Annotated in this window: 20 protein-coding genes and 1 pseudogene; 10 read left to right on the forward strand and 11 right to left on the reverse strand. The window is 67.1% G+C overall.

Features of this window, described 5'->3' with window-relative positions; translation table 11 throughout:
- Positions 1–3: 3 nt before the first annotated feature.
- On the reverse strand, positions 4–744 hold the full coding sequence (locus tag AC3WRR_RS28620; protein WP_058698512.1) for a DUF3348 domain-containing protein: 741 nt from the start codon (positions 742–744) through the stop codon (positions 4–6).
- Positions 745–860: 116 nt separating this feature from the next.
- On the opposite strand from AC3WRR_RS28620, the gene AC3WRR_RS28625 reads away from it, so the two are divergent.
- Positions 861–1469: a glutathione S-transferase family protein gene (locus AC3WRR_RS28625; protein ID WP_492298739.1), complete on the forward strand. Its 609-nt coding sequence runs from the start codon at positions 861–863 to the stop codon at positions 1467–1469.
- A 221-nt stretch (positions 1470–1690) separates the two neighbouring features.
- Complete coding sequence (locus AC3WRR_RS28630; RefSeq protein WP_439672449.1) at positions 1691–3067, forward strand: DUF1214 domain-containing protein; 1377 nt, start codon at positions 1691–1693, stop codon at positions 3065–3067.
- Between the two features lie 36 nt (positions 3068–3103).
- Here the strand turns inward: AC3WRR_RS28630 and AC3WRR_RS28635 are convergent, their stop codons facing one another.
- Positions 3104–3469 (reverse strand): glyoxalase superfamily protein, encoded by a 366-nt coding sequence (locus AC3WRR_RS28635; protein WP_058698510.1) that lies wholly within the window; start codon positions 3467–3469, stop codon positions 3104–3106.
- Positions 3470–3624: 155 nt separating this feature from the next.
- Here AC3WRR_RS28635 and AC3WRR_RS28640 point away from each other — a divergent pair, with 155 nt between their 5' ends.
- The gene (locus tag AC3WRR_RS28640; protein ID WP_454749411.1) at positions 3625–4584 is read left to right on the forward strand and encodes an aliphatic sulfonate ABC transporter substrate-binding protein; all 960 of its coding nucleotides are present in this window, start codon (positions 3625–3627) and stop codon (positions 4582–4584) included.
- Between the two features lie 31 nt (positions 4585–4615).
- Here the strand turns inward: AC3WRR_RS28640 and AC3WRR_RS28645 are convergent, their stop codons facing one another.
- The 3 genes and pseudogenes from AC3WRR_RS28645 to AC3WRR_RS28655 all read right to left on the reverse strand — a co-directional run bounded on the left by AC3WRR_RS28645 (position 4616) and on the right by AC3WRR_RS28655 (position 7086).
- On the reverse strand, positions 4616–5398 hold the full coding sequence (locus tag AC3WRR_RS28645) for a LysR substrate-binding domain-containing protein (protein ID WP_492298742.1): 783 nt from the start codon (positions 5396–5398) through the stop codon (positions 4616–4618).
- A 49-nt stretch (positions 5399–5447) separates the two neighbouring features.
- Positions 5448–5705, reverse strand: a pseudogene (locus AC3WRR_RS28650) (hypothetical protein); the annotation flags it as partial.
- Positions 5620–7086: an amidase gene (locus AC3WRR_RS28655; protein ID WP_492298744.1), complete on the reverse strand. Its 1467-nt coding sequence runs from the start codon at positions 7084–7086 to the stop codon at positions 5620–5622. The gene AC3WRR_RS28655 and the pseudogene AC3WRR_RS28650, both read right to left, overlap by 86 nt.
- 192 nt (positions 7087–7278) lie before the next feature.
- On the opposite strand from AC3WRR_RS28655, the gene AC3WRR_RS28660 reads away from it, so the two are divergent.
- Positions 7279–8187, forward strand: a complete 909-nt coding sequence (locus AC3WRR_RS28660; RefSeq protein ID WP_010810432.1) for a LysR substrate-binding domain-containing protein — start codon at positions 7279–7281, stop codon at positions 8185–8187.
- A 13-nt stretch (positions 8188–8200) separates the two neighbouring features.
- Here AC3WRR_RS28660 and AC3WRR_RS28665 read toward each other — a convergent pair whose 3' ends face one another.
- The 3 genes from AC3WRR_RS28665 to AC3WRR_RS28675 all read right to left on the reverse strand — a co-directional run bounded on the left by AC3WRR_RS28665 (position 8201) and on the right by AC3WRR_RS28675 (position 10931).
- Positions 8201–9652: an N-acyl-D-amino-acid deacylase family protein gene (locus AC3WRR_RS28665; protein ID WP_051398593.1), complete on the reverse strand. Its 1452-nt coding sequence runs from the start codon at positions 9650–9652 to the stop codon at positions 8201–8203.
- Between the two features lie 29 nt (positions 9653–9681).
- Positions 9682–10656, reverse strand: a complete 975-nt coding sequence (locus AC3WRR_RS28670; RefSeq protein WP_010810430.1) for a Bug family tripartite tricarboxylate transporter substrate binding protein — start codon at positions 10654–10656, stop codon at positions 9682–9684.
- A 62-nt stretch (positions 10657–10718) separates the two neighbouring features.
- Positions 10719–10931, reverse strand: a complete 213-nt coding sequence (locus AC3WRR_RS28675; RefSeq protein ID WP_492298747.1) for a hypothetical protein — start codon at positions 10929–10931, stop codon at positions 10719–10721.
- 52 nt (positions 10932–10983) lie between these two features.
- Here AC3WRR_RS28675 and AC3WRR_RS28680 point away from each other — a divergent pair, with 52 nt between their 5' ends.
- Positions 10984–11910 (forward strand): MBL fold metallo-hydrolase, encoded by a 927-nt coding sequence (locus AC3WRR_RS28680; RefSeq protein ID WP_058698504.1) that lies wholly within the window; start codon positions 10984–10986, stop codon positions 11908–11910.
- Between the two features lie 123 nt (positions 11911–12033).
- On the opposite strand, the gene AC3WRR_RS28685 is transcribed toward AC3WRR_RS28680, so the two are convergent.
- Together AC3WRR_RS28685 and AC3WRR_RS28690 are read right to left on the reverse strand one after the other, a co-directional pair.
- Positions 12034–14238, reverse strand: a complete 2205-nt coding sequence (locus tag AC3WRR_RS28685) for a phosphocholine-specific phospholipase C (protein WP_492298749.1) — start codon at positions 14236–14238, stop codon at positions 12034–12036.
- A 46-nt stretch (positions 14239–14284) separates the two neighbouring features.
- Positions 14285–14482: a hypothetical protein gene (locus AC3WRR_RS28690; protein ID WP_010810427.1), complete on the reverse strand. Its 198-nt coding sequence runs from the start codon at positions 14480–14482 to the stop codon at positions 14285–14287.
- A 298-nt stretch (positions 14483–14780) separates the two neighbouring features.
- Here AC3WRR_RS28690 and AC3WRR_RS28695 point away from each other — a divergent pair, with 298 nt between their 5' ends.
- Entirely contained in the window at positions 14781–14954 is a 174-nt protein-coding gene (locus tag AC3WRR_RS28695) for a hypothetical protein (RefSeq protein ID WP_010810426.1), read from the forward strand.
- Positions 14955–14960: 6 nt separating this feature from the next.
- Here the strand turns inward: AC3WRR_RS28695 and AC3WRR_RS28700 are convergent, their stop codons facing one another.
- Positions 14961–15851 (reverse strand): LysR family transcriptional regulator, encoded by an 891-nt coding sequence (locus AC3WRR_RS28700; RefSeq protein WP_010810425.1) that lies wholly within the window; start codon positions 15849–15851, stop codon positions 14961–14963.
- A gap of 112 nt (positions 15852–15963) precedes the next feature.
- On the opposite strand from AC3WRR_RS28700, the gene AC3WRR_RS28705 reads away from it, so the two are divergent.
- The 4 genes from AC3WRR_RS28705 to AC3WRR_RS28720 all read left to right on the forward strand — a co-directional run bounded on the left by AC3WRR_RS28705 (position 15964) and on the right by AC3WRR_RS28720 (position 20753).
- On the forward strand, positions 15964–17082 hold the full coding sequence (locus AC3WRR_RS28705; protein ID WP_010810424.1) for a muconate/chloromuconate family cycloisomerase: 1119 nt from the start codon (positions 15964–15966) through the stop codon (positions 17080–17082).
- Between the two features lie 64 nt (positions 17083–17146).
- Entirely contained in the window at positions 17147–18142 is a 996-nt protein-coding gene (locus AC3WRR_RS28710) for a tripartite tricarboxylate transporter substrate binding protein (RefSeq protein WP_492298752.1), read from the forward strand.
- A gap of 156 nt (positions 18143–18298) precedes the next feature.
- Entirely contained in the window at positions 18299–20026 is a 1728-nt protein-coding gene (gene poxR / locus AC3WRR_RS28715; RefSeq protein ID WP_010810422.1) for a phenol degradation transcriptional regulator PoxR, read from the forward strand.
- A 502-nt stretch (positions 20027–20528) separates the two neighbouring features.
- Positions 20529–20753: a phenol hydroxylase subunit gene (locus tag AC3WRR_RS28720; RefSeq protein ID WP_010810421.1), complete on the forward strand. Its 225-nt coding sequence runs from the start codon at positions 20529–20531 to the stop codon at positions 20751–20753.
- The last annotated feature ends 42 nt before the right edge of the window (positions 20754–20795 follow it).

Raw genomic sequence — 20795 nt, forward strand, 5'->3', positions numbered from 1 at the left:
TGGTTAGCTGTCCTGCAGCGCCGCCAGCAAGCCTTCAAGGGGCTGCCAGCGGATGTCGAGTTCGGCGAGCAATACGCTCTGCATATCCTTGCGGAATACCCCCAGCCATGCACCGGGCCTGGCCGTTGCGGGCTGTCCCGCGGCCTGGGCTTCGGCCAGCGCCGCGGCTTCGGCCTGGCGCAGGCGCTGGAAGTGCGGCTCCAGCATCGTCGGCACGGCGCCCAGCAGGCTCTGTTCGCGCGCGCCCAGCACGCGCTCCATCACGGCATCGACCATGGCCAGCTTGGCCATGCCGGGTGCGTGGCCGGACAACGCGCCGCGCAGGCGCCTGCGCAGGTCGCCGATCGCGGTCTCCATGGTCTGTTGCAGCGTGAGGTAGCGCTGGCGATAGACCGCGTAGTCGACCTGCGCGTCCACGGGGTCGGGCAGCGCGGACGGCCGGCCCGGCCCGCGCCGCTTGCCGGCAAGCGAGGTGTCTTCCACGATGGCATCGGCCAGCGCGGCGCGCACGCGCGCGCATTCGCGTGCCTCAGTGCTGTCGGCAGCACGTGCGGCAGGCGGCGTTGCCGGCGCATTGGCCTTCAGCGCCGATGACAGCGCGATCGCATCCGCCCAGCCAAGCCATTGGCTCAGCTGGCTCGAGAGCGAGCTTGCAGGAGGAGGGGCATCGGCGTCAGTCAGGCGAGCCAGCAGGCGGACGAGTGTCGGGCCGCTGAAACCTGTGCGCCGGGGCACTTGTAACATTGCGCCGGATTCGAAAAATCCAGCAGTTTACACGCCCGGGCGGTGGCGTGGCCGGCTGGCGTGGTGGATGATTGGCGGGAATCCGTCCCGGACCCATCCCACCACGGAGTGAAACCATGAGACTGGTTGGCATGCTTGATTCCCCTTATGTCCGCCGCACGGCGATCTCGCTGCGCCTGCTCGGGTTGCCGTTCACGCATGAGTCGGTGTCCGTCTTCCGTGAATTCGAGCGCTTCCATGCCATCAACCCGGTGGTCAAGGCGCCTTCGCTGGTCTGCGACAACGGGGCCGTACTGATGGACTCGACGCTTATCATCGACTATGCCGAGTCCCTGGCGGGCCGCAGCCTGATGCCGGCGCAAACCGCGTCACGGCAGGCCGCGCTGCGCATCGTCGGGCTGGCGCTGGCGGCGAGCGAGAAGGTGGTGCAGAACTTCTATGAGCACAGCCAGCGGCCGGCGGGCAAGCTGCACCAGCCGTGGCTGGACCGTGTCGATGCCCAGCGCGAGAGCGCCTTTGCCCTGCTGGAGGCGGAACTCGCCACGCGTCCGGTCCCGGCTGGCGAGGCGGAAACCGGCCAGGCCGAGCTGACCGCCGCGGTCACCTGGACCTTTGCGCAGTTCATGATGCCGGGCGCGGTCGATCCGGCGCGGCATCCGGCGCTGGTTGCGCTGACCGCGGCGCTTGAGCGGCTACCCGCATTCGAGGCATTGCCCTGCGCATAGGTGGCCGCTGGCGCGCCTACCGCGGTAGGGTGCCAATCGCAGGCATTCCGATGCAACATCAGTCCCCCTGTGGTAGGTCCCACTCAGGCATCTCCGGGGCGAAAGAATTGTCCGGATCGACTTTATTCAGATCACCTGAAGAATTTATTTAGTTCACTTTTTTCGACCTCTCGGCGACAGTCTAGCGACCGCAAATCGCGATACTGGAAAGAGAGGGCCCCATGTCTATCTCAAACCGCGCTGTCGCTGCCTCCATGCTGGCCGTTTCCATGTTGGCGGGCCTGGCCGGATGCCATAGCCCGTCGGCCGCGGCGTTGGCTGCGGCGTCGGCTGTCACGTCGGGCTCCGCGACGACCGCAGTGTCGGAACAGGATATCAACGATGCCTACATCTACCTGCTGGGCCGGCTGCTTGTCCTGCGCCAGCAGCAAATCGACTTCCGGAAAGAAGGTTTCCAGTGGAACCGGATCATTCATCGCGACGTCGGCGGTGTGTCGTGGGCCAACCCCAATCTGGATGTCGCCTACAGCGAGGCCTGGATTGCGGTCGACGAAAAGACCTGCACGGTCTTCAGCGTGCCGGCCATCAAGGGGCGCTACTACACCATTCAGTTCCTGAACGGCTGGGGCGAAACCGTCGCCAATATCAACGAACGCAACTATCCGGACCATCCAGGCGGCGAATTCGCGATGTGCCTGAAGGGTGCCACTGCGGCACTTTCGCCCAATGCCAGGCGCATCGACCTGCCGGGCAAGACCTCGCGGGTGCTGGCCCGGGTGGAAATCGGCGCAGACAAGAAGCAGGCCATTGCCCTGCAGCATCGGATCACGACACGGATCACTGGCACGGCGACGATTGCCCCGGTACCTGCCACGCCCGCCTTCAGCAATGACAAGCTCCCCGGCGTTGAAGCCTTTGACTCGGCAGCCGTTGCGCTTCGCTCCGAGCCGGACATCAATCCGGGCATGGAGCCCATCCAGGCCAAGGTGCGCGCGGTGAGTGCCGCGGTGGCCAGCAGCCTCGCCGAACGCGCGCGGGTGGACAAGGTCATCCGCGAGAAGACGCTGCCGGCGTTCTTACAGTCGTTCTCCACCGCAGGTACCATCAGGAACGGCTGGAACCGGCCCGCTACCATCGGCAAGTACGGCAGCGACTACCAGACCCGCACCCGCATCAACCTGGGCGGGATCTGGGCCAACAGCACGGATGAGGTCGTCTATTTCAAGACGGATGCAGACGGGACCGGCACCAAGCTCGACGGCGGCAATACCTACACCATCACCTTCCCGAAGGACGAGCTGCCCGCGCGCCACGTCAAATACTTCTGGTCGGTGATTGCGGTGGATGCCAAAAACTTCCGCGTGATCCCGAATGCGAAGAACCGGTTCCTGATCAACAAGCAGTCCAGGCTGAGCTATGGCGAGGACGGTTCGCTGACGCTGTACTTCGCGCCTGCCAGGCCGAAGGACGCGCCTGACGGCAACTGGCTGCCCACGCCCAAGGGAAAGAACTACCACCTGACGTTCCGGCTCTATGGGGCGGACCAGCCGGTCCTGTCCGGGGAGTGGTTCCCGGCGCCGCTGGTCAAGCGCAACTGAGCGGGCCAGTCTTGGAAGGCGCCTGCCAGTGCTGACCTAATCCTCCGCCACCTCGCAAAACCGCAGCCGGTTCCCGAACGGATCGGCCACCTGCAGCATCCGCCCCCAGCCCACATCCGCCACACCGGGCCTCGCGTACGGATAGTCCTTGGCAGACAGCTCCTGCTGCAGCGCATCGACATCCTCCACCGTCACGAACACCGTCGATCCGGGCGTGGCGTCGCCATAATGCTCGCTCAGGTGCAGCGTCAGGCCGCTGCGCCTGACCTGCGCGTACAGCGGAAATCCCTCTTCATACCGATGCTCCCAGTCGAGCGTGAAGCCGAGGAAGTCGAGGTAGAACTCCTTGGCCTTGTCGACCGAGAAGATCCGGAGGATGGGGATGCCGGCAGACAGGTTCATGGTTTTCGTTCGGTAGTTGCGCAGGAATGGCAGATGATAGCGCCGGCCCGCGGTGATCCGCGCGCGCGGCGCATAAGCATCCGCGACAATCTTCGTTGGCTTTGTGCGGGCCCGTGACTAAGCTGGCGCTCCTGATGAAAGCCCGGAGCACCGTCATGAACCCGACCCACGATTCACGCCGCCGCCTGCTTCTGACCGCAGTCGCCGCCAGTGCGCTGCCAGGCGTCAGCTGGGGGCAGGGACAGACCGTGCTGCGCATCGGCTACCAGAAGTCCTCCACGCTGATGATCCTGCTGAAGTCGCGGCAGACGCTGGAGAAGGCGCTGGCGCCCAAGGGGGTGACGGTGCAGTGGTACGAATTCACCTCGGGCTTGCCGCTGCTTGAAGCGCTGAACCTCGGCAATATCGACCTGAGCGCCGACGTGGCCGATGCGGTGCCGCCGTTTGCGCTGGCCGCGGGTGCCGCGCTGACCTACTACGCCAGCGAGACGCCTTCGCCGCAGGCACAGGCCATTGTCGTGCGTGGCGACTCGCCGATCCGCGAGGTGGCGCAGCTCAAGGGGCAGCGGGTGGCATTTGCCAAGGGCGCAGGCGCGCACTACCTGGTGCTGGAAGCGCTGGCGCGCGCGGGTCTGTCGATCCGCGATATCGAACCGGCATACCTGAGCCCGGCCGACGCCCGCGCGGCGTTCGAGCGCGGCAGCGTGGCGGCATGGGTGATCTGGGACCCGTTCCTGGCCGCGGTGCAGCGCCAGGCCAATGCGCGCTTGCTGCGCGATGGCGAGGGGCTGGCCAGCTATCGGCGCTTCTACCTGGCGGCGACGCCGTTCGCGCGCGCGCATGCGGAGGTGCTCGAGGTGGTGTTCGATGCGTTGCGCGACGCGGGCGACTGGGTCAAGCGCAATCCGGCCGAGGCAGCGCGCTGGCACGCGCCGCTGATCGGCCTGGATGCGGCCACGGTGGAAGCTGCGAACGCACGGCGCAGCTATGCGGTGCGCACGGTCGACGCCGCCGCGCTGGCCGAGCAGCAGCGCATCGCCGATGCCTTCACCGCGCAGCAGATCCTGCCGCGCAAGGTGGCGATTTCTTCTTCGCCAGTCTGGCGCAAGGCCTGACCGGGTCCGAGCATCACCCGTCAGGGAAGCGTCATATGCCAGCGGGCACGCCATCCTGTGCAAGCCCGGCGAACGTATTTGCCAGCCACATCAGGCCCGCATCATTGTCCCTTGCCGCGGACCAGACTGCGGTCACCGTGAAGTCAGGCATCGGCACGGGGCAGGGAAGCTGGCGCATGCCTTCGGTGGCGCACCATTGGTCCGCCAGCACCGCCGGCACCGTTGCCAGTGCAGCGGTTCCCTTCAGGATGGCCGGTACGCTGGCGAAGCGCGCACTGCTGTAGCGCACGTCCCGCGCCTGGCCCTGGGTGGCCAGCCACGTATCGGCGGTGCTGTCGAAAGCGCCGCGATATGACACCAGCACATGCGGAAACCGCAGATAGTCTTGCAGCGACAGGATCTGGCAGGCATCCAGCGGCGCGGCCCCATAGACGCAGCGAAAGCCCATGGTCTGCCAGGCGCGCTCGCGCCGCCATGCCGCGCCCTTGGCGAATGGCCCGATACCGAGGTCCATCTCATTGCGCTCGAGCATCTCGGTGCCACGGAACGGGTCCGTCGGCACGATGGCCAGTCGCACGCCCGGCGCGCAGGTGCTGAGGCTCGGCAGAATGCGCGGCGCGAGCCATAGCTCCACCCAGTCCGGCATCCCGACCACGAAAGTCCGGTCCGACGTAAGCGGGTCGAAGTCGCGCCGCTGCAGCAGGGCGGCCTCGATCTCGCCGAGGGCCGGCAGCAGGCGCCGCTCGAGTTCCAGTGCGCGCTCGGTCGGCTCCATGCCGTGAGCGGTGCGTACCAGCAACGGGTCGTCGAACATCTTCCCGCAGCCGTGCCAGTGCACCGCTGACGGCTGGCTGTCCCAGGTGCAGGCGCGCCGCGGCGCGCGAGACGCTACGCTCGCGCAGCAGCACGGTCAGCGTTACCATCAGGTTCAGGTCGACGCCGCGAAAATGGCCTTCCTTAATGCTCATCTTGCTACCCTCCCCCGCAGATAGGGCATTGGAACATCGCGTGCAATCCGCGGCAAGCCGGCCGTCGTCATGCCAGGGCCGGCGTGCTGACGGGTGGGCGGCGGTGCCCGGTCGCGCGCTCGAAGGCCGACGCAATGGCCAGCAGCACGGCATCGCTGCGTGGACGTCCAAGCCACGACATCCCGGCTGGGATGTCAGCCGACGTGAATCCCATGGGTACGCTGACCTCCGGAAAGCCGCTGGCGCTTGCCATATGCATTGCCGCCAGCGGCTGCTGCGCCCGGCAATGGTAAGTGGCGTCCGCCATGTCAAAGCGCGGCGAGGCCGGGCAGGCCAGCGTGGGAAATACCAGGGCCTCCAGGCCACGCCCGCGCAGGATGTCGTCGAGCATGGCGCCGAAGCGGCGTGCCGCTGCAACATTGGCTTGGGGCAGCGTGTCTCGCATCTCGAACGCATGCCGCAGCGCGGCAAGCGTAAGCGGGTTCATTTGGTGCGCATCCGTGGAGAGGTCCGTGGTGGTGATGTGCGCCAGCAGTGCGGCCGTGCTGGCCGGAGCACCGCCAGGCAACTGTCCCAGGTAGGCATCGAGCCCACGCACCCATTCCGCTTGTACGATAGCGTCCAGCAGGTCGGCGTAGAGCGTGAGCGCCAATGCCGGCAGACGCACGGGTATCGTCACGGCGCCCGCCGCCCGCATCGCCTCCGTTGCGGTTGCAAAGAGTGCGTCGACCTCGTCGCTGCCTCCGGCGAAGTCGGTCACGATGCCCAGCCTGCGGCCAGCCAGCGACGCCGGCTGTGCGATAACGCCTGAGCCCGGCACCAGTGCATCCAGGACCATGGCCGCATCGTCGGCGTTACGGGCCAAGGGCCCGACGATATCGAACGATGTGGCCAGCGGCAGTACGCCGGCCGACTCCACCAGGTCATGCGTAGGCCGGATACCGGCCAGCGCATGCACGCATGCCGGACCGCGCACGGAGCCGAACGAATCGGTCCCCAGCCCGAACGCCGCGAAATTGGCCGCCACTGCCGCACCGGTGCCGCTGCTGGAACCGCTGGCGTTGCGGGATAAGCGATAGGGGTTCAACGTCAGGCCGTTGGCAGAGCTGTACCCGAAGCGCCCGTTAGAGGCGGCCAGTTCCGACATGTTGGTCTTGGCCAGTACGATGGCACCGGCCGCGCGCAGGCGCGCCACGCAGGCCGCGTCGGCGCGCGGGTAGGCCTGCCGCAGTGCCGCGCAGCCGGCAGTGGTCGGCATGCCGACAGTATCGATATTGTCCTTGACCACCATCGGTATGCCGTGCAGAGGCCCGCGCGGGCCGTGCGTGCGCAGTTCGTCGTCCAGGACTCGCGCCTCGTGCATGGCAGCGGGATTGATGCAACTGATCGCATTGATGCGCGGCCCGTCCTTGTCGAAGGCGGCGATACGCGCGAGGTAGTAGTCCACCAGACCCGCTGCGCTGATCCGGCCGGCGTGCATGGCGGCGGCGAGTTCCCCGATGGAGGCCTCGAGAAGGTCGAAACGATCAGGCACAAGGCGAGGGGCGGCAGCAGGCATCGGAGTCATCGGCAATCAGGCGGCATGACGCCAGTATTGGTGCAGCCGTGCCGGCAGGCAATGGAAGTTTTGTCCATGCTTCTTTCCTTCAGGGAATGAATGGATGACAATGCCAGCACGCGAACGGCCCCTCAAACCGAAGTCGGCTTCCCGTCACGCCCTACCGCCATGAAAAGTACAAACGGCCGCCACCTGCCTGCGCTGGCGAACCTGATCGCATTCGAGACCACGGCCCGCACGGGCAGCGTCACCGGGGCGGCCGAGGAACTCTGCCTGACGCAGAGCGCGGTCAGCAAGCAGATCACCGAGCTGGAATCGTTCCTCGGCGCGCGCATGCTGAACCGGCGCAAAGGCGCGGTGGCGGCGACACCCGCGGGCGAGGATTACCTCAGGAACGTGCGCAAGGCGCTGGCGCTGCTGGAGGAAGCGACCATGGAGGTGCAGTCCGGCCGCGCCGCGGGCGGGCGGCTGAACCTGTCGGTGCCGGTTTCGCTGGGCAATATCTGGCTGTTGCCGCGCATTCTCAGGTTCGTCAAGGCGCAGCCGCAGATCCAGCTAAACGTCACGACCAAGGTGGGGCCGGTCGACCTGGAAAGCACCGGGCTCGATGCGGCGATCATGTATTGTGCGGGGCCGCCGCCACGCCATTTCAGCCTGAAGGTCATGCCGCTGGTGCTCTATCCGATGTGCGCGCCTGAGTTGCTGCCTGGCGGCGGAACGCTGGCCAAGGCCGTGAAGCGCTTGCCGCTGCTGCACCAGATCGCCGCGCTGGAGGCCTGGCCCGCCTATCTCCGGCAGGCCGGGATCAAGCTGCCGCATCCCGACGACGGCTCACGCTATGGTCTGCTGACCATGGGTCTGCAGGCCGCCGTCAGCGGCATGGGCGTGGCCCTGCTGCCCGATTATGTGGCGGGTGAAGACATCAAGGCCGGCCGGCTGCTGCGCCTGTCCGACGAGCCCTATGTCTCACCCAAGGCCTACTACTTCATCTGTCCGGAGGACAAGCGCGACAGCCCGGCGATGCAGACCTTCATCGCGTGGCTGCTTGAGCAAAGCGCCGATGCAAGCGGGCGCTAGGTGAAGCGCGTCCTCAGCCGGCCTGGTCCGCCTTCACCAGGGTGGAAGTGACGAAGCGCCCGGGACGGGTGCTGGCCGGCAGGCCGTCGCGCAGGGTGGCCTCACCGGCGACGAACACATGCCGCACGCCCACTGACGGCTGCTGCGGGTCGTCGAAGGTGGCGCGGTCCTGGATCGTTGCCGGATCGAAGACGGTGATGTCGGCGACATGGCCCGGCCTGAGTTCTCCACGCCGCTCCAGTCCAAAGCGCTGCGCCGGCAGTCCGGTCATCTTGTGGACCGCGCGTTCCAGCGGGAACAGGCCCAGGTCGCGCGAGTACAGCCCCAGCACGCGCGGGAACGTGCCCCACAGCCGCGGGTGTGGGGTTTCGTCGGAGGGAATGCCGTCTGAGCCGACCATCGTGTCCGGATAGGTCAGGATGTCGCGGACGTCCGTCTCGTCCATGATGAAGTAAACCGCGCCGCCTGGTACCAGCTGCCTTGCAACCTCATGGCGCGTCTGCCCCCACTCCTGCGCCAGGTCCTCCAGGTAGCGCCCCGCGGCCTCAGGGTGCGGGGCCGACCACGTGATCAGGATGCGGTCGCACTGATGCACCCGTTCGGGCCGCAGCATGGTCGATGACGCCGCATACGGATAGCAGTCCAGGCACAGCGGCATGGTTTCGGCCAGGTTGCGCACCTGGGCCAGGGTATGGCGGCTGCGGCCATGGTTCTGCTTGCCTACCAGCTTGTGGTGCGAGATGACGGTCGATACGCCCAGCGCCTTGCCAATGCGCGCGGTCTCGTCGATCGACTCGCTGATGTTGTCGCTCTCATCGCGCATATGCGACACCAGCACACCGCCGAGCCGCTTCATCGGCTCGCACATGCGCACGATTTCATCCTCGGGTGCCGCGGCCGAAGGCGGATAGAAGGTGCCGGTGGACACTCCGATCGCGCCTTGGCGCAGGGCGTTCTCCACATCCTGGCGCATGCTCTCGATCTCGGCATCGCTGGCGGGCAGGCCGAGCTGTCCCATGCGCCTGGCGCGCAGCGTGGACTGCCCCACCAGCACCGCGACATTCACAGCCGCCGGCCGCACCGCAAACGCTTCCCGGTAGGCGCGCACAGAATCGAAGCGGTAGCCGCCACGCATGATGTCGAGCGGAGCCGGCGGAATGCTGTCGGTGACCAGCGGGAACAGGCTGATGCCGCAGTTGCCCGCGATGATGGTGGTCACGCCCTGCGTGACCTTCGGCAGCATGTCGGGGGACTGGAACACCATCCAGTCGTCGTGCGTGTGCGTGTCGATGAACCCAGGCGCTACGATCAGGCCGGTGGCATCGACTTCGGTATCTGCCCGCGCTGCCGCGAGGTTGCCGATGGCGACGATCTCGCCATCCGCCACGCCGACGTCGGCCGTGCGGCGCGGCGCGCCGGTGCCGTCGATGACGTCGCCATTGCGGATGATCAGTTTGAAGTGCAGGTCTTGGTGCGTTTGCATGGTGTTCTCTCTCAATCGACCCTGGCGCCGCTCTTGCGCACCAGCTCGCCGAACTTGACGGTCTCGCTCGCGATCAGCGCCTGGAAGTCGCGCGCGGTGCCGCCCAGCGGATCGAATGAGAGCTTGTCCAGTTGGGCACGGAATGCCGGGTCATTGATGATCGCGTTGATTTCCCGGTTGATCCGCTCAATCACCTCGGTGGGAGTGCCCGGCGCGGCAACCAGGCCCGCCCATGCCGTCAGTTCATAGCCCTTGAGGCCGGCCTCCGCCATGGTGGGCAAATCCGGGAAGTGCGGCGAGCGCTTGCTTGAGGTCACCGCCAGCGCGCGTACGCGGTTGGACGTCACGTACGGTCCGATCGAAGGCACATTGTCGAACATCAACTGCACGTTGTTGCCGACCAGGTCCTGCAGCGCCGGCGTGCTGCCCTTGTAGGGCACGTGTGTGATGCTGAGATTGGCCATGACCTTGAACAGCTCGCCGCCCAGGTGGCTGGTGGTGCCGTTGCCCGCCGAGCCCATGGAGAGCTTGCCCGGATTGGCGCGGGAGTATGCCACCAGTTCCCCGGTGGACTTGACCGGTAGCGACGGATTGACGGCGAGGATGTTGAAGGTCGTGACCAGGCCGACGATGGGCACCAGCTTGTCCGGATCGTAGGGGAGCTTGCTGTAAAGGAAGCGATTGGTCGACAGCGTGGCATTGTTGCCGTAGCCGATCGTATAGCCGTCCGACGGTGCGGCCAGCAGCGCCTGCATGCCGATATTTCCGCCCGCGCCCGGCCGGTTCTCGACGATTACGGCCTGGCCGAGGCGCCTGGACAGCGCATCGCCGAACAGGCGCGCGACGATGTCCGGCGCGCCGCCCGGCGCGGTCGGCACGATCAGGCGCACCGGCTTCTCCGGCCACGCCGCTTGCACGGCCGCCGGTGCCCATGGCAGCGCGCCGAAGATCCCCGCGGCCAGGACTTGAACTGCTGACTTCCTCATGCTGACTCCCTCGTCGTCGTGGTGTAACTGTGGACGAGTATCGGCGACGGCCCCGTGCGGGCCTAGTGAAGTTTTTTGATGCGATAGTTTCCGTGGCGGAATGAATGACGCGAGCGCCACAGGGCTCGCGCAGCCTCCGCTGCGGTATCGCCTGCAGCGATACCGGCAATCATTCCAATCGATTTGTGCGATGCCGCCGCGGCCGCCAGAATCCTGCGCAACACGCGGGCATCCCTTTCGCTCGCGGTCATTTTCCAGGCAAACACAATGAACACACCTCATTCCCCGGCTAAGCCCCCCCTGTGGCACCGCGCACTTCTGGTCGGTATGCTGCTCTGGTCAGTGGTAGCCATCCCGGCACATGCCGGCGCACCCCAGGTCGGCACGCAGGCGCCCGGCTACTACCGCATGAAGCTCGGCAAGTTCGAGATCACGGCGCTGTCGGACGGCACTGTCAACGTGCCGATCAGCAAGCTGCTCAAGCATGCGTCGCATGAGCACATTGCGTCGGTGCAGGCGCGCAACTACCAGTCCACTCAGCCCGAGACCTCTGTCAATGCGTTCCTGGTCAACGCCGGCCAGCACCTGGTGCTGGTCGATGCGGGCGCGGGCAGCCTGTTTGGCCCGGGCGTGGGCGGCAAGCTGCCGGACAACATCCGTGCGGCCGGCTACCAGCCGGAGCAGATCGATGCGGTGCTGCTGACCCACATCCACGTGGATCACTCCGGCGGGCTTGCCGTCGATGGCAAGGCCATATTCCCGAATGCCGTGGTCTACGTCGACCGCCGCGACGCTGAGTTCTGGCTGAATCCGGCCAACGCCGCCAGGGCGGCATCGGGCCAGCGGCACAACTTCGCGCAGGCGGAGGCAGTGTTCGCACCCTATCTGAAAGCCGACAAGGTCCGCAGCTTCGACGACGAGCATGAGCTGTTTCCCGGCATCCGTCCGCTGCGCATGCCGGGCCATACGCCGGGCCACACGTTCTATGAGATCAGTAGCGAAGGACAGCGGCTGCAACTGTGGGGCGACACCATCCATGCGCAGCACCTGCAGTTCCCCGAGCCCGGCGTAGCCATCGATTTCGACGTGGATTCCACGGCCGCGGTGAAGATGCGCAAGCGCGCCATGGCGGATGCAGCGGCCAAGGGCTATTGGGTGGGCGCGGCGCATATCTCCTTCCCGGGTATCGGCCACGTGCGGCGCGAGGGCAAGGGGTTCGCGTGGGTGCCGGCCGAATACAGCATGGGGCGGTGAGGCTGTCAATGCGATGGCTGTACCTGGCAAGTCGATGCGACTGCGCCTTGATCCTGCATGCTGCATGCAAGAGCCCGCCACGCCGAGGCACGACGGACTCCGCTCATCCCCGCAGGCAGGGCATCAAACCACTCCCATCTCCGGATCGCTGACCGCGTCCTCGCCGGTCTCCATCCGCCCCGCAAGGCGCCGCGCGAACGACGGGCTGGCCTCGCAGGTCACGACGAAGTCATACCAGTTGCCGCTGTCGGCCACCGGCCATTCCAGCGTTTCCACCTTGCCCCGCTTCAGGCTTTGGGTCCACGGGCCGTCGTCGCGGTAGGCCAGCGCCGTGACGGTGAAGGTCACGTCGGCATCGCTGTCGTTATGCAGCTTCACCTGGATCGTGGGCTTCCTGCACGGGTTGTAGCAGACCTGGATTTCGGTGGACGTGGTCACCGCTTCGTTGATATCGCCGGAGAACGAGCGGTGATAGCCGTTGGGCCCCAGCACCCACAGGTCGTACTTGCCGCCGTCGGCATTGATGTTCCACACGTCGTCCAGCGTCTTGCCGGCTTCGACCACGTAGCGGCGCGGAATGCGGTCGAGGTGCAGCTTGTCATAGACGTGGAACAGCGCGCCGGCCTGGTTGGTGCTGGCGTTGGCGAACAGCAGGCGGACTGCCTTGGATGTGGCATCGACGCGTGCACTGGTATGCAGTTCATATGGCAGCTTGCGCGACGGACGCGTGCCGGTGTCCTGCTCAGGCAGCGCGGGCGTGGCCGGCACCGGGATCGCCGGCTGGGTCTGCTGCCATGCGGTCAGGCTGGTGGCGTCGGCACGGGTGGTGCGGCCGGCCAGCGTGGGCAGGATCTCGGTGTTGGGCGTGGCAAAGTTGAAGGCGCTGGTCAGGTCGCCGCAGATGGCACGACGATAGGCGCTGATCTGCGGCTCCATCACGCCGAAGCGCGCCTCCAGGAAGCGCAGCACCGAGGTGTGGTCGAACACTTCAGAGTTGACCCAGCCGCCGCGGCTCCACGGCGACACCACCCACAGCGGCACGCGCGGGCCGGGGCCGAAGGGCTTGCCGTCCTGCGGCGGCTGCTTGGCCGTGGCGGGCTGGAAGTTGAAGTACTCGTACGCCATCTGCGCGTCGTCGAGGGTCGACTTGCCGGCCAGCGTGCCGTCCAGGTTGCGCGACGGCGCGGTCGGCGGCGGGCTGTGGTCGAAGAAGCCGTCGTTCTCGTCGAAGTTGATCAGCAGCACGGTCTTGCTCCAGACCTCGGGCGATGCCGTCAGCGCGTCCAGGATGGCCTGCACGTACCAGCCGCCCTTGGCCGGGCTGGACGGGCCGGGGTGCTCGCTGAACTCGGCCGGCGGGATGATCCACGACACCTCGGGCAGCTTGCCGTTGAGCACGTCGTCGCGCAGCGACTGCAGGAAGCCGCCGTCGGACATGGTGTTGCAGAAGCCCTTGGCCAGCGGGCTGTACTGGTCGTCGATGTCGGGGTTGTAGGGCGGGTTGACGCCGGTGCCGGCGGTGTTGGAGAGCTTGCGTCCGACGGGCATCTTCTCCATCTCTGCGCGCCAGTGCCGGAAGCTCATCATCTGGTTGCAGCCATAGTTGTCCGGCACGTTCTGGTAGACCTTCCAGCCCACGCCGGCGGCCTGCAGGCGGTCGGCATAGGTTTTCCAGGTCCAGCCTTCGGTGGAGGGGCCAACATCCGCGCCCGCGTTGAACTCGTTAATCATCACCGCGACGTTGTCGCCGGTGGGACCATTGCTGCCGGTCCAGTAGAACAGGCGGTTGGGAATGGTGCCGGTGTGCATCGCGCAGTGGTAGGCATCGCACAGCGTGAAGGCGTCAGCCAGCGCGCGCTGGAACGGGATCTCGGCGTCATCGTAGTAGCCCATCGACAGCGCTTTCTTCGCGACCGGCCAGCGGTCCATGCGCCCGTGGTCCCACGCGGCCTGCGCATCGGGCCAGGTGTGCGGCGTGCCGCCCGCGCGCTGCGCGTTGCCCTGGGTTTCGTCGAGATGGTAGGGCGTCAGGAGGTTGCCGTTGGCATCGGTCTGGTAGAACGCGTTCTTGCCATTGGGCAACGGGATCGCGAAGCGGTCGCCGTAGCCGCGCACGCCCTTGAAGGTGCCGAAGTAGTTGTCGAACGAGCGGTTTTCCAGCATCACCATCACGACGTGCTTGACGTCCTGGATGGTGCCGGTGGCGTTGTTGGCCTCGATGGCGAGCGCGCGGCGGATGCTGGGCGGAAAGCTGGCCAGCACCGCGGCGGCGGCGCCGGTGCCGAGGCTGGTCTTGAGGAAATGTCGCTTAGACGGGTTGAAGGTCATGGCTGTCGCTGGTCGGTCTGTCGCTGGATCGGAAAGCGGGCCCGCATCACGGGGCGCAACGCGTGGTGCAGGTGCCGGGCTGGTCAGGCTTGCCTGGCTGGTCCGGCTTGGTGCCATTGGCGCCGCTGGGCTGGAGGGTGCCGCCCGTCGCGCCCGGCGAATCGTCGCCGCCGCAGGCGGTAAGCATCAGTGCGAGGGTGAGGGTGCCGGCCGCCAGCCATGGCCGGGCGGAACGCGACAGCAATGAAGGTCTCATGTGTGCATGCCCTGTAGTCGTTGAGGGGGATAACGATTGCCGAGCCCATGCGCCGACATCGGATGCAGGCCCATGGACTTCCGCCGCGCGGACGACAAGCGCGGGGAACTGGCCGGTTCGGGTGCGGTTGGCCTTGGCTTGTCGTGACAGCGAGCGATTGTTGATTGGTCAAATGTCAGATGTTTGACATCAAACACATTTGGCGATTTGGTTTTGTAACCAAAAGTGTCGCGCTGGCAGAGTTGGCAATTGCTGGCTGGCCCCGCCCGCTCTCAGTCAGGCTGGCGTGCGTGGGGCCCCATCGTGTGCACACAAGCGGCACCTGAACGCGATCGGGCGCGGCGCGCTGGATGCCGAGGCGCTGGCTGGCGACATCAGCCGGGCCACCCAGTCGCAGGACATCCGCGAAGGCGCGCTGGCCTGGAAGGAAAAGCGCACGCCGCAGTTCACCGGCACCTGATGCAGCTTACTGCGCCTGCCGCATCACCCATTCCACCGCCCGCGCCAGGAACGGTGACGTGTCGCCTTCGCGATAGCTCATGATCACCGGCGACACGAAGCCCGGCGCGTCGATCGGGCAGTAGCGCACGTCGTCACGATGCAGGCGCTGGATCGAGGCCGGCACCAGCGTGATGCCGATGCCGGCCGCCACCAGCCCCAGCGCGGTCTGCAGTTCGTTGGCCTCCTGCGCCACACGCAACTGCAGGCCCTGCGCGCGGAACATCGACAGCAGGTGGTCGGCATAGCTGGGCCGCGGCCGGGCCGGGTAAAGAATGAACGGCTGCGCCGCCAGCGCCTGTGGCGTCAGCGCCTTGCGGCGCGGCGCGGGCAGGCGTGCGGGCAGCGCTGCCACCAGTGGCTCGGCCATCACCACCTGCTGGCGGATGGCGGGATCGTTCAGCGCGATGCGGCCGAAGCCCAGGTCGATGCGGCCGGCCTTGAGCGCCTCGATCTGCTCCACGGTGATCATCTCGGCCAGTCCTACCTCCACCTGCTGGTCGTGCCGGTCTGATTCGCGCAGTTCGCGGATCAGTTCCGGCAGCACGCCATACAGCACCGACGGCACGAAGCCGATGCCGAACCAGCGCTTGTCCTGCCGCCCGATGCGGCGCGTGCCTTCGATGGTTTCTTCCAGCCGCTGCGTCAGCTGGGTGGTCTGCTCCAGCAGGAAGCGGCCGGCCTCGGTCAGCCGCAGCCCGCGGCCGACGCGGTCGAACAGTGCCACGCCCACTTCTTCTTCCAGCTGGCGGATCTGGCGCGACAGCGGCGGCTGCGCCATATGCAGCCGCTCGGCGGCGCGGGTGACGTTGAGTTCCTGGGCCACGACCTGGAAATAACGCAGGTGCCGGAGTTCCATTGGTGTCCTGCTCCCATACCTGTAGGGTATCGATTGAGACATCATCGGTCTTGGACGCCGGCAAAGTCAAGCCGCATACTTGGCTTCAATGATCAATTCGCATCGACAAGGTATGACCACGACTATCACTTCGGTGGAAGCCATCCTGGTGGACCTGCCCACCATCCGGGCACACCAGCTGGCCATGGCCACCATGCAGCAGCAGACGCTGGTGATCGTGCGGCTGCGCTGCAGCGACGGCGTGGAGGGCATCGGCGAGGCCACCACCATCGGCGGCCTGTCCTATGGCGACGAAAGTCCGGAAGGCATCAAGCTGACCATCGACACCTACCTGGCCCCCGCGCTGGCTGGCCAGGATGCCACCAACGTGCATGGCGCGATGGCGCGCCTGGGCAAGGTCGCGCGCGGCAACCGCTTCGCCAAGTCAGCGCTGGAGACCGCGTTGCTGGATGCGCAGGGCAAGCGCCTGGGCGTGCCGCTGGCCACGCTGCTGGGGGGCGCGGTGCGCTCGACCCTGCCGGTGCTGTGGACGCTTGCCAGCGGCGACACCGCCCGCGACATCGCGGAGGCCGAGCAACTGCTGGCCGAGCGCCGCCACCATACCTTCAAGCTGAAGATCGGCCGGCGCAGCGTGCGCGACGACGTGGCCCACGTGGCCGCGATCAAGCGCGCGCTGGGCGAGCGGGCGCGCGTCACCGTCGACGTCAACCAGGCCTGGAACGAGGCCGACGCCGCCACCGGCATCGCCATGCTGGAAGCCGCCGGCATCGACCTGATCGAGCAGCCCACTCCGCGTGAGCAGCGCATGGCGCTGGCCCGGCTGGCCGCGCGCTTCGTGGTGCCGATCATGGCCGATGAAGCGGTGTGCGGCCCGGAAGACGCGATGGAACTGGCGCGCATCGGCGGCGCCGACGTGTTCGCGCTGAAGATCGCCAAGGCCGGCGGCATCTTCGGCATGCTGCGCACCGCCGCGGTGGGCGACGCCGCCGGCATCGCGCTGTACGGCGGCACCATGCTGGAGGGCAGCGTCGGCACCATCGCCGCGGCGCATGGCTTCTGCACGCTGCCGCAGCTGGCCTGGGGCACCGAGCTGTTCGGACCGCTGCTGCTCAAGGACGATATCGTGCAGCAGCGCCCCGAGTACCGCGACTTCAGCCTGCACCTGCCTGAAGGCCCCGGCCTGGGGCTGGCGCTGGACGAAGACAAGCTGGCGCACTACCGGCGCGGCTGAACTGGCAGGCAGCGCACCCCCCGCATGGCACACCGGTGCCTGCACGCATCAAGTGAGGAGACCAATGAAGACGTTATTCCAGCGGCTGGCAAGCACCAGCCGCGCAGGGGCGCTGGCACTGGCTGCCGGCCTGTCGTTCGCAGCGCCGGCCGCGCACGCGGCCTATCCCGACCATCCGATCCGCTGGATCGTGCCGTTCCCCGCGGGCGGTGCCATGGACAATATCGCGCGCACGCTGGGCGAAGACATGTCGCGCACGCTGGGCCAGGCCATCGTGGTCGAGAACCGGCCGGGCGCCGGCGGCAATATCGGCGCCGAACTGGTGGCGCGCGCGCCCGCCGACGGCTACACGATGATCATCGTTGCCAACGGCATGGCCGTGAACCCGGCGCTGTACGGCCGGCTGAGCTACGACCCGGTCAAGGACTTCGCGCCGGTGTCGCTGCTGGCGGTGGTGCCCAACGTGCTGGTGGCCAGCAAGGCGCGGCGCCAGGAAAGCACCGTCAAGGACGTGGTGGCGCACGCCAAGGCGGCGCCGGGCAAGTACACCTATGCCTCCGCGGGCAATGGCACCTCGATCCACCTGGCAGGCGAGCTGTTCACCTCGATGGCCGGCGTCGACATGCTGCATATCCCCTACAAGGGCAGCGGCCCGGCCATGACGGACCTGCTGGGCGGCCAGGTCGACTACATGTTCGACAGCATCACCTCGGCCAGGCCGCATATCGAATCGGGCAAGCTGACGGCGATCGCGGTCACCACCAGCAAGCGCTCCAGCGCGCTGCCCAACGTGCCGACGGTGGCGGAGGCCGGCCTGCCGGGCTATGAGCTGTCGCCGTGGTTCGCCGCCTTTGTGCCGGCGAAGACGCCGCAGCCGGTCATCGACACGCTCAACCGCGCCATGCTCGAGGCGCTGCGCAAGCCTGCGGTGCAGAAGCGGCTGGCGCTGATCGGCGCCGAGCCGATCGGCAGTTCGCCGGCGGTGCTGCGCGAGCACCTGGCGAAGGAAACCGACAAGTGGGGTGTGCTGATCCGCCAGCGGGGTATCCGGGCGGATTGAGCGGCCCGGACCAACGCGGTTCATAGGGAGACGCCCCCGGAAATGCTCCGGGGGAATGTCATTACCCTGCCCCCGTCTCCCTGGCACATAATGTGCGTAAGATGCCAGCCGAAAGGCACACTCGAGCGGATCACCCGCCGGCACTGAGGGGAGACAATGAGCAGTTCAACCGACAAGTTCTCGGCCACCATGCGCGATGGCCTGGCCGATCTCGCCCGCCGCCTGCGCTTCGCCATGGAGGAGGGTGCGATCTGGCTGGACGAGCAGCGCATGATCCTGATCCATACCGCCGCCCTGGGCGCGCTGCGCAAGGAACTGGTGGACACCCTGGGCATGGAGCGCGCGCGCGGCCTGTTCATGCGCATGGGCTTCCATTCGGGCATGCGCGATGCGGAGGTCGCGCGCAAGCTGCGCGCCGGCCACAGCGACTTCGGCCAGCTGGAGATCGGGCCCTGCCTGCATACCATCGAGGGGGTGGTGCGGGTCACGCCGGTCAAGGTCGACATCGACATCGCCGCCGGCATCTACGATGGCGAATTCCTGTGGGAAGACTCCTTCGAGGGCGACGTCCACCGCCAGCTGTTCGGCATCGTCGACGAGCCTGCCTGCTGGATGCAGATCGGCTACGCCACCGGCTACACCTCGGCGCTGATGGGGCGCACCATCCTGTACCGCGAGGTCGAGTGCATCGCCTGCGGCCATCCGCACTGCCGCATCATCGGCAAGCCGGTGGAAGCCTGGGAAGACGGCGCGCAGGCGCTGGCGCTGTACCAGCCCGATCCCGTGATCGAAACCATCATCGCCTTGCAGAGCGAGGTAGAGCACCTGCGCGCGCTGCAGGGCACCCCGGCCACGCCGGCCGACCTGGTCGGCACCTCGCCCGGCTTCCGTGCCGCCTGGGGCCTGCTGCAGCGGGCCGCGGCCAGCAACGTGACGGTGCTGCTGCTGGGCGAGACCGGCGTGGGCAAGGAGCGGTTCGCGCAGGCGCTGCACAGCGTGAGCGGGCGCGCCGACAAGCCCTTCATTGCCGTGAACTGCGCGGCGATTCCCGATGAGCTGATCGAGTCCGAGCTGTTCGGCGTGGAAAAGGGCGCCTTCACCGGCGCCAGCCAGTCGCGCCCCGGGCGCTTCGAGCGTGCGCATGGCGGCACGCTGTTCCTGGACGAACTGGGCGAGCTGTCGGCCTCGGCCCAGTCCAAGCTGCTGCGCGTGCTGCAGGAAGGCGAGGTCGAGCGCGTGGGCGGCACCGGCACGCGCAAGGTGGATGTGCGGCTGGTGGCCGCCACCAATGTCGACCTGGCCGAAGCCGTGAAGCAGGGCACCTTCCGCAAGGACCTGTACTACCGCCTCAACGTCTACCCGGTCACGATCCCGCCGCTGCGCGAGCGCCTGGACGACATCCGGCCGCTGGCCGAGCGCTTCGTGGCCCGCTACGGCGCGCGCCACGGCAAGCGCATCGTCGGCATCACCGACCGCGCGCTGGCCGAGCTGCGCCACTATGACTGGCCCGGCAATGTGCGCGAACTGGAGAACGTGATCGAGCGCGGCGTGATCCTGGCCAGCCAGGGCGGCCAGATCACCGCCGACCACCTGTTCCTGCCGGGCACCGTGGCACCGGTGGTGGATACCGCGCCGCGGCTGGGCGCGGGCGGCACCTTGCCAGACCTGCGCGAAGCCGCGGTCCATGCGCTGCTGGACCAGATGTCAGAGCAGCAGCTGGCGCTGGGCGACGTCGAGACCGTGCTGATGGAGGCGGCCATGCAGCGCGCCGACGGCAACATGAGCCAGGCGGCGCGGTTGCTCGGCATTACGCGGCCGCAGCTGGCGTATCGGTGGAAGATGCGCGGTACGCGTGCCGGTAACGGGCACGGCAACGGTAACTGACGCCGTTTCCTCGCCTCAAGTGCCGAGGGTTTGCTCCCCTCTCCCGCTTGCGGGAGAGGGAGCGCGCCGGTGGTCATCAACATCGATCGCGTCTTCCACGCGCCTCGAGTTCCAGCTTCTTCCCCACTTGATCATTTGATGCAGCCCCTCCGGGCCGCGCATCGGCCCGAAGTTGCCCGATGCTGCACCGCGCCAGCGATTTTTCCCTGCCAGATCAAGTCTTCTCACCCAGGTTGCCCACGCACGCTGCTGCGCCGCAGGGCAATCCCATCCGCATCTGCTCGCTGCCCGCAAACGCCCGCCCGGCGCGGCTTTTGATCATTTGATCAAGACCTGTGCGCAGCTTCATCAATTCATCGATGCGTTTCGCGCGGACCTTTCCGGGTTAACGCGCACGCTCGCCATCGCCAATTCCCCGTAACCCTTGTCCCACAACGCTGCGCGCTTGCTGGCACGGTCTTCGCAGTAAGGCCTGCGTCCAGCCAACGCAACGGAGCGCGCCATGAACACCCCGTCGGTTCCCCTGTTCGAAGCCACGCCGCGCTATGTGCGGGTCGAGGGCCGCACCCCCGAAGGGTTTGTGCAGTTCGCCTTCAGCGTGGCCGACCCGGAGCTCAACGTCGAACTGATCATGCCGGAACCGATGTTCGAAGCCTTCTGCTGCGTCAACCGCGTGCGCTTCCTGCCCCCGCTGGAAACCGCGCCGCAGCCGCAAGCCGACGACTGACGCCGCAGCCACCGCATCACAAAGAGAGAAGGGATACAGGAG

It is taken from the genome of Cupriavidus sp. FW305-3-2-15-C-LB2 (assembly GCF_058787575.1).

Coding starts and splice junctions, on each gene's coding strand:
- AC3WRR_RS28620 (WP_058698512.1), bottom strand. CDS start 744: ATGTTACAAGTGCCCCGGCGCACAGGTTTCAGCGGCCCGACACTCGTC.
- AC3WRR_RS28625 (WP_492298739.1), top strand. CDS start 861: ATGAGACTGGTTGGCATGCTTGATTCCCCTTATGTCCGCCGCACGGCG.
- AC3WRR_RS28630 (WP_439672449.1), top strand. CDS start 1,691: ATGTCTATCTCAAACCGCGCTGTCGCTGCCTCCATGCTGGCCGTTTCC.
- AC3WRR_RS28635 (WP_058698510.1), bottom strand. CDS start 3,469: ATGAACCTGTCTGCCGGCATCCCCATCCTCCGGATCTTCTCGGTCGAC.
- AC3WRR_RS28640 (WP_454749411.1), top strand. CDS start 3,625: ATGAACCCGACCCACGATTCACGCCGCCGCCTGCTTCTGACCGCAGTC.
- AC3WRR_RS28645 (WP_492298742.1), bottom strand. CDS start 5,398: ATGTTCGACGACCCGTTGCTGGTACGCACCGCTCACGGCATGGAGCCG.
- AC3WRR_RS28660 (WP_010810432.1), top strand. CDS start 7,279: ATGAAAAGTACAAACGGCCGCCACCTGCCTGCGCTGGCGAACCTGATC.
- AC3WRR_RS28670 (WP_010810430.1), bottom strand. CDS start 10,656: ATGAGGAAGTCAGCAGTTCAAGTCCTGGCCGCGGGGATCTTCGGCGCG.
- AC3WRR_RS28680 (WP_058698504.1), top strand. CDS start 10,984: ATGCTGCTCTGGTCAGTGGTAGCCATCCCGGCACATGCCGGCGCACCC.
- AC3WRR_RS28685 (WP_492298749.1), bottom strand. CDS start 14,238: ATGACCTTCAACCCGTCTAAGCGACATTTCCTCAAGACCAGCCTCGGC.
- AC3WRR_RS28700 (WP_010810425.1), bottom strand. CDS start 15,851: ATGGAACTCCGGCACCTGCGTTATTTCCAGGTCGTGGCCCAGGAACTC.
- AC3WRR_RS28705 (WP_010810424.1), top strand. CDS start 15,964: ATGACCACGACTATCACTTCGGTGGAAGCCATCCTGGTGGACCTGCCC.
- AC3WRR_RS28710 (WP_492298752.1), top strand. CDS start 17,147: ATGAAGACGTTATTCCAGCGGCTGGCAAGCACCAGCCGCGCAGGGGCG.
- poxR (WP_010810422.1), top strand. CDS start 18,299: ATGAGCAGTTCAACCGACAAGTTCTCGGCCACCATGCGCGATGGCCTG.
- AC3WRR_RS28720 (WP_010810421.1), top strand. CDS start 20,529: ATGAACACCCCGTCGGTTCCCCTGTTCGAAGCCACGCCGCGCTATGTG.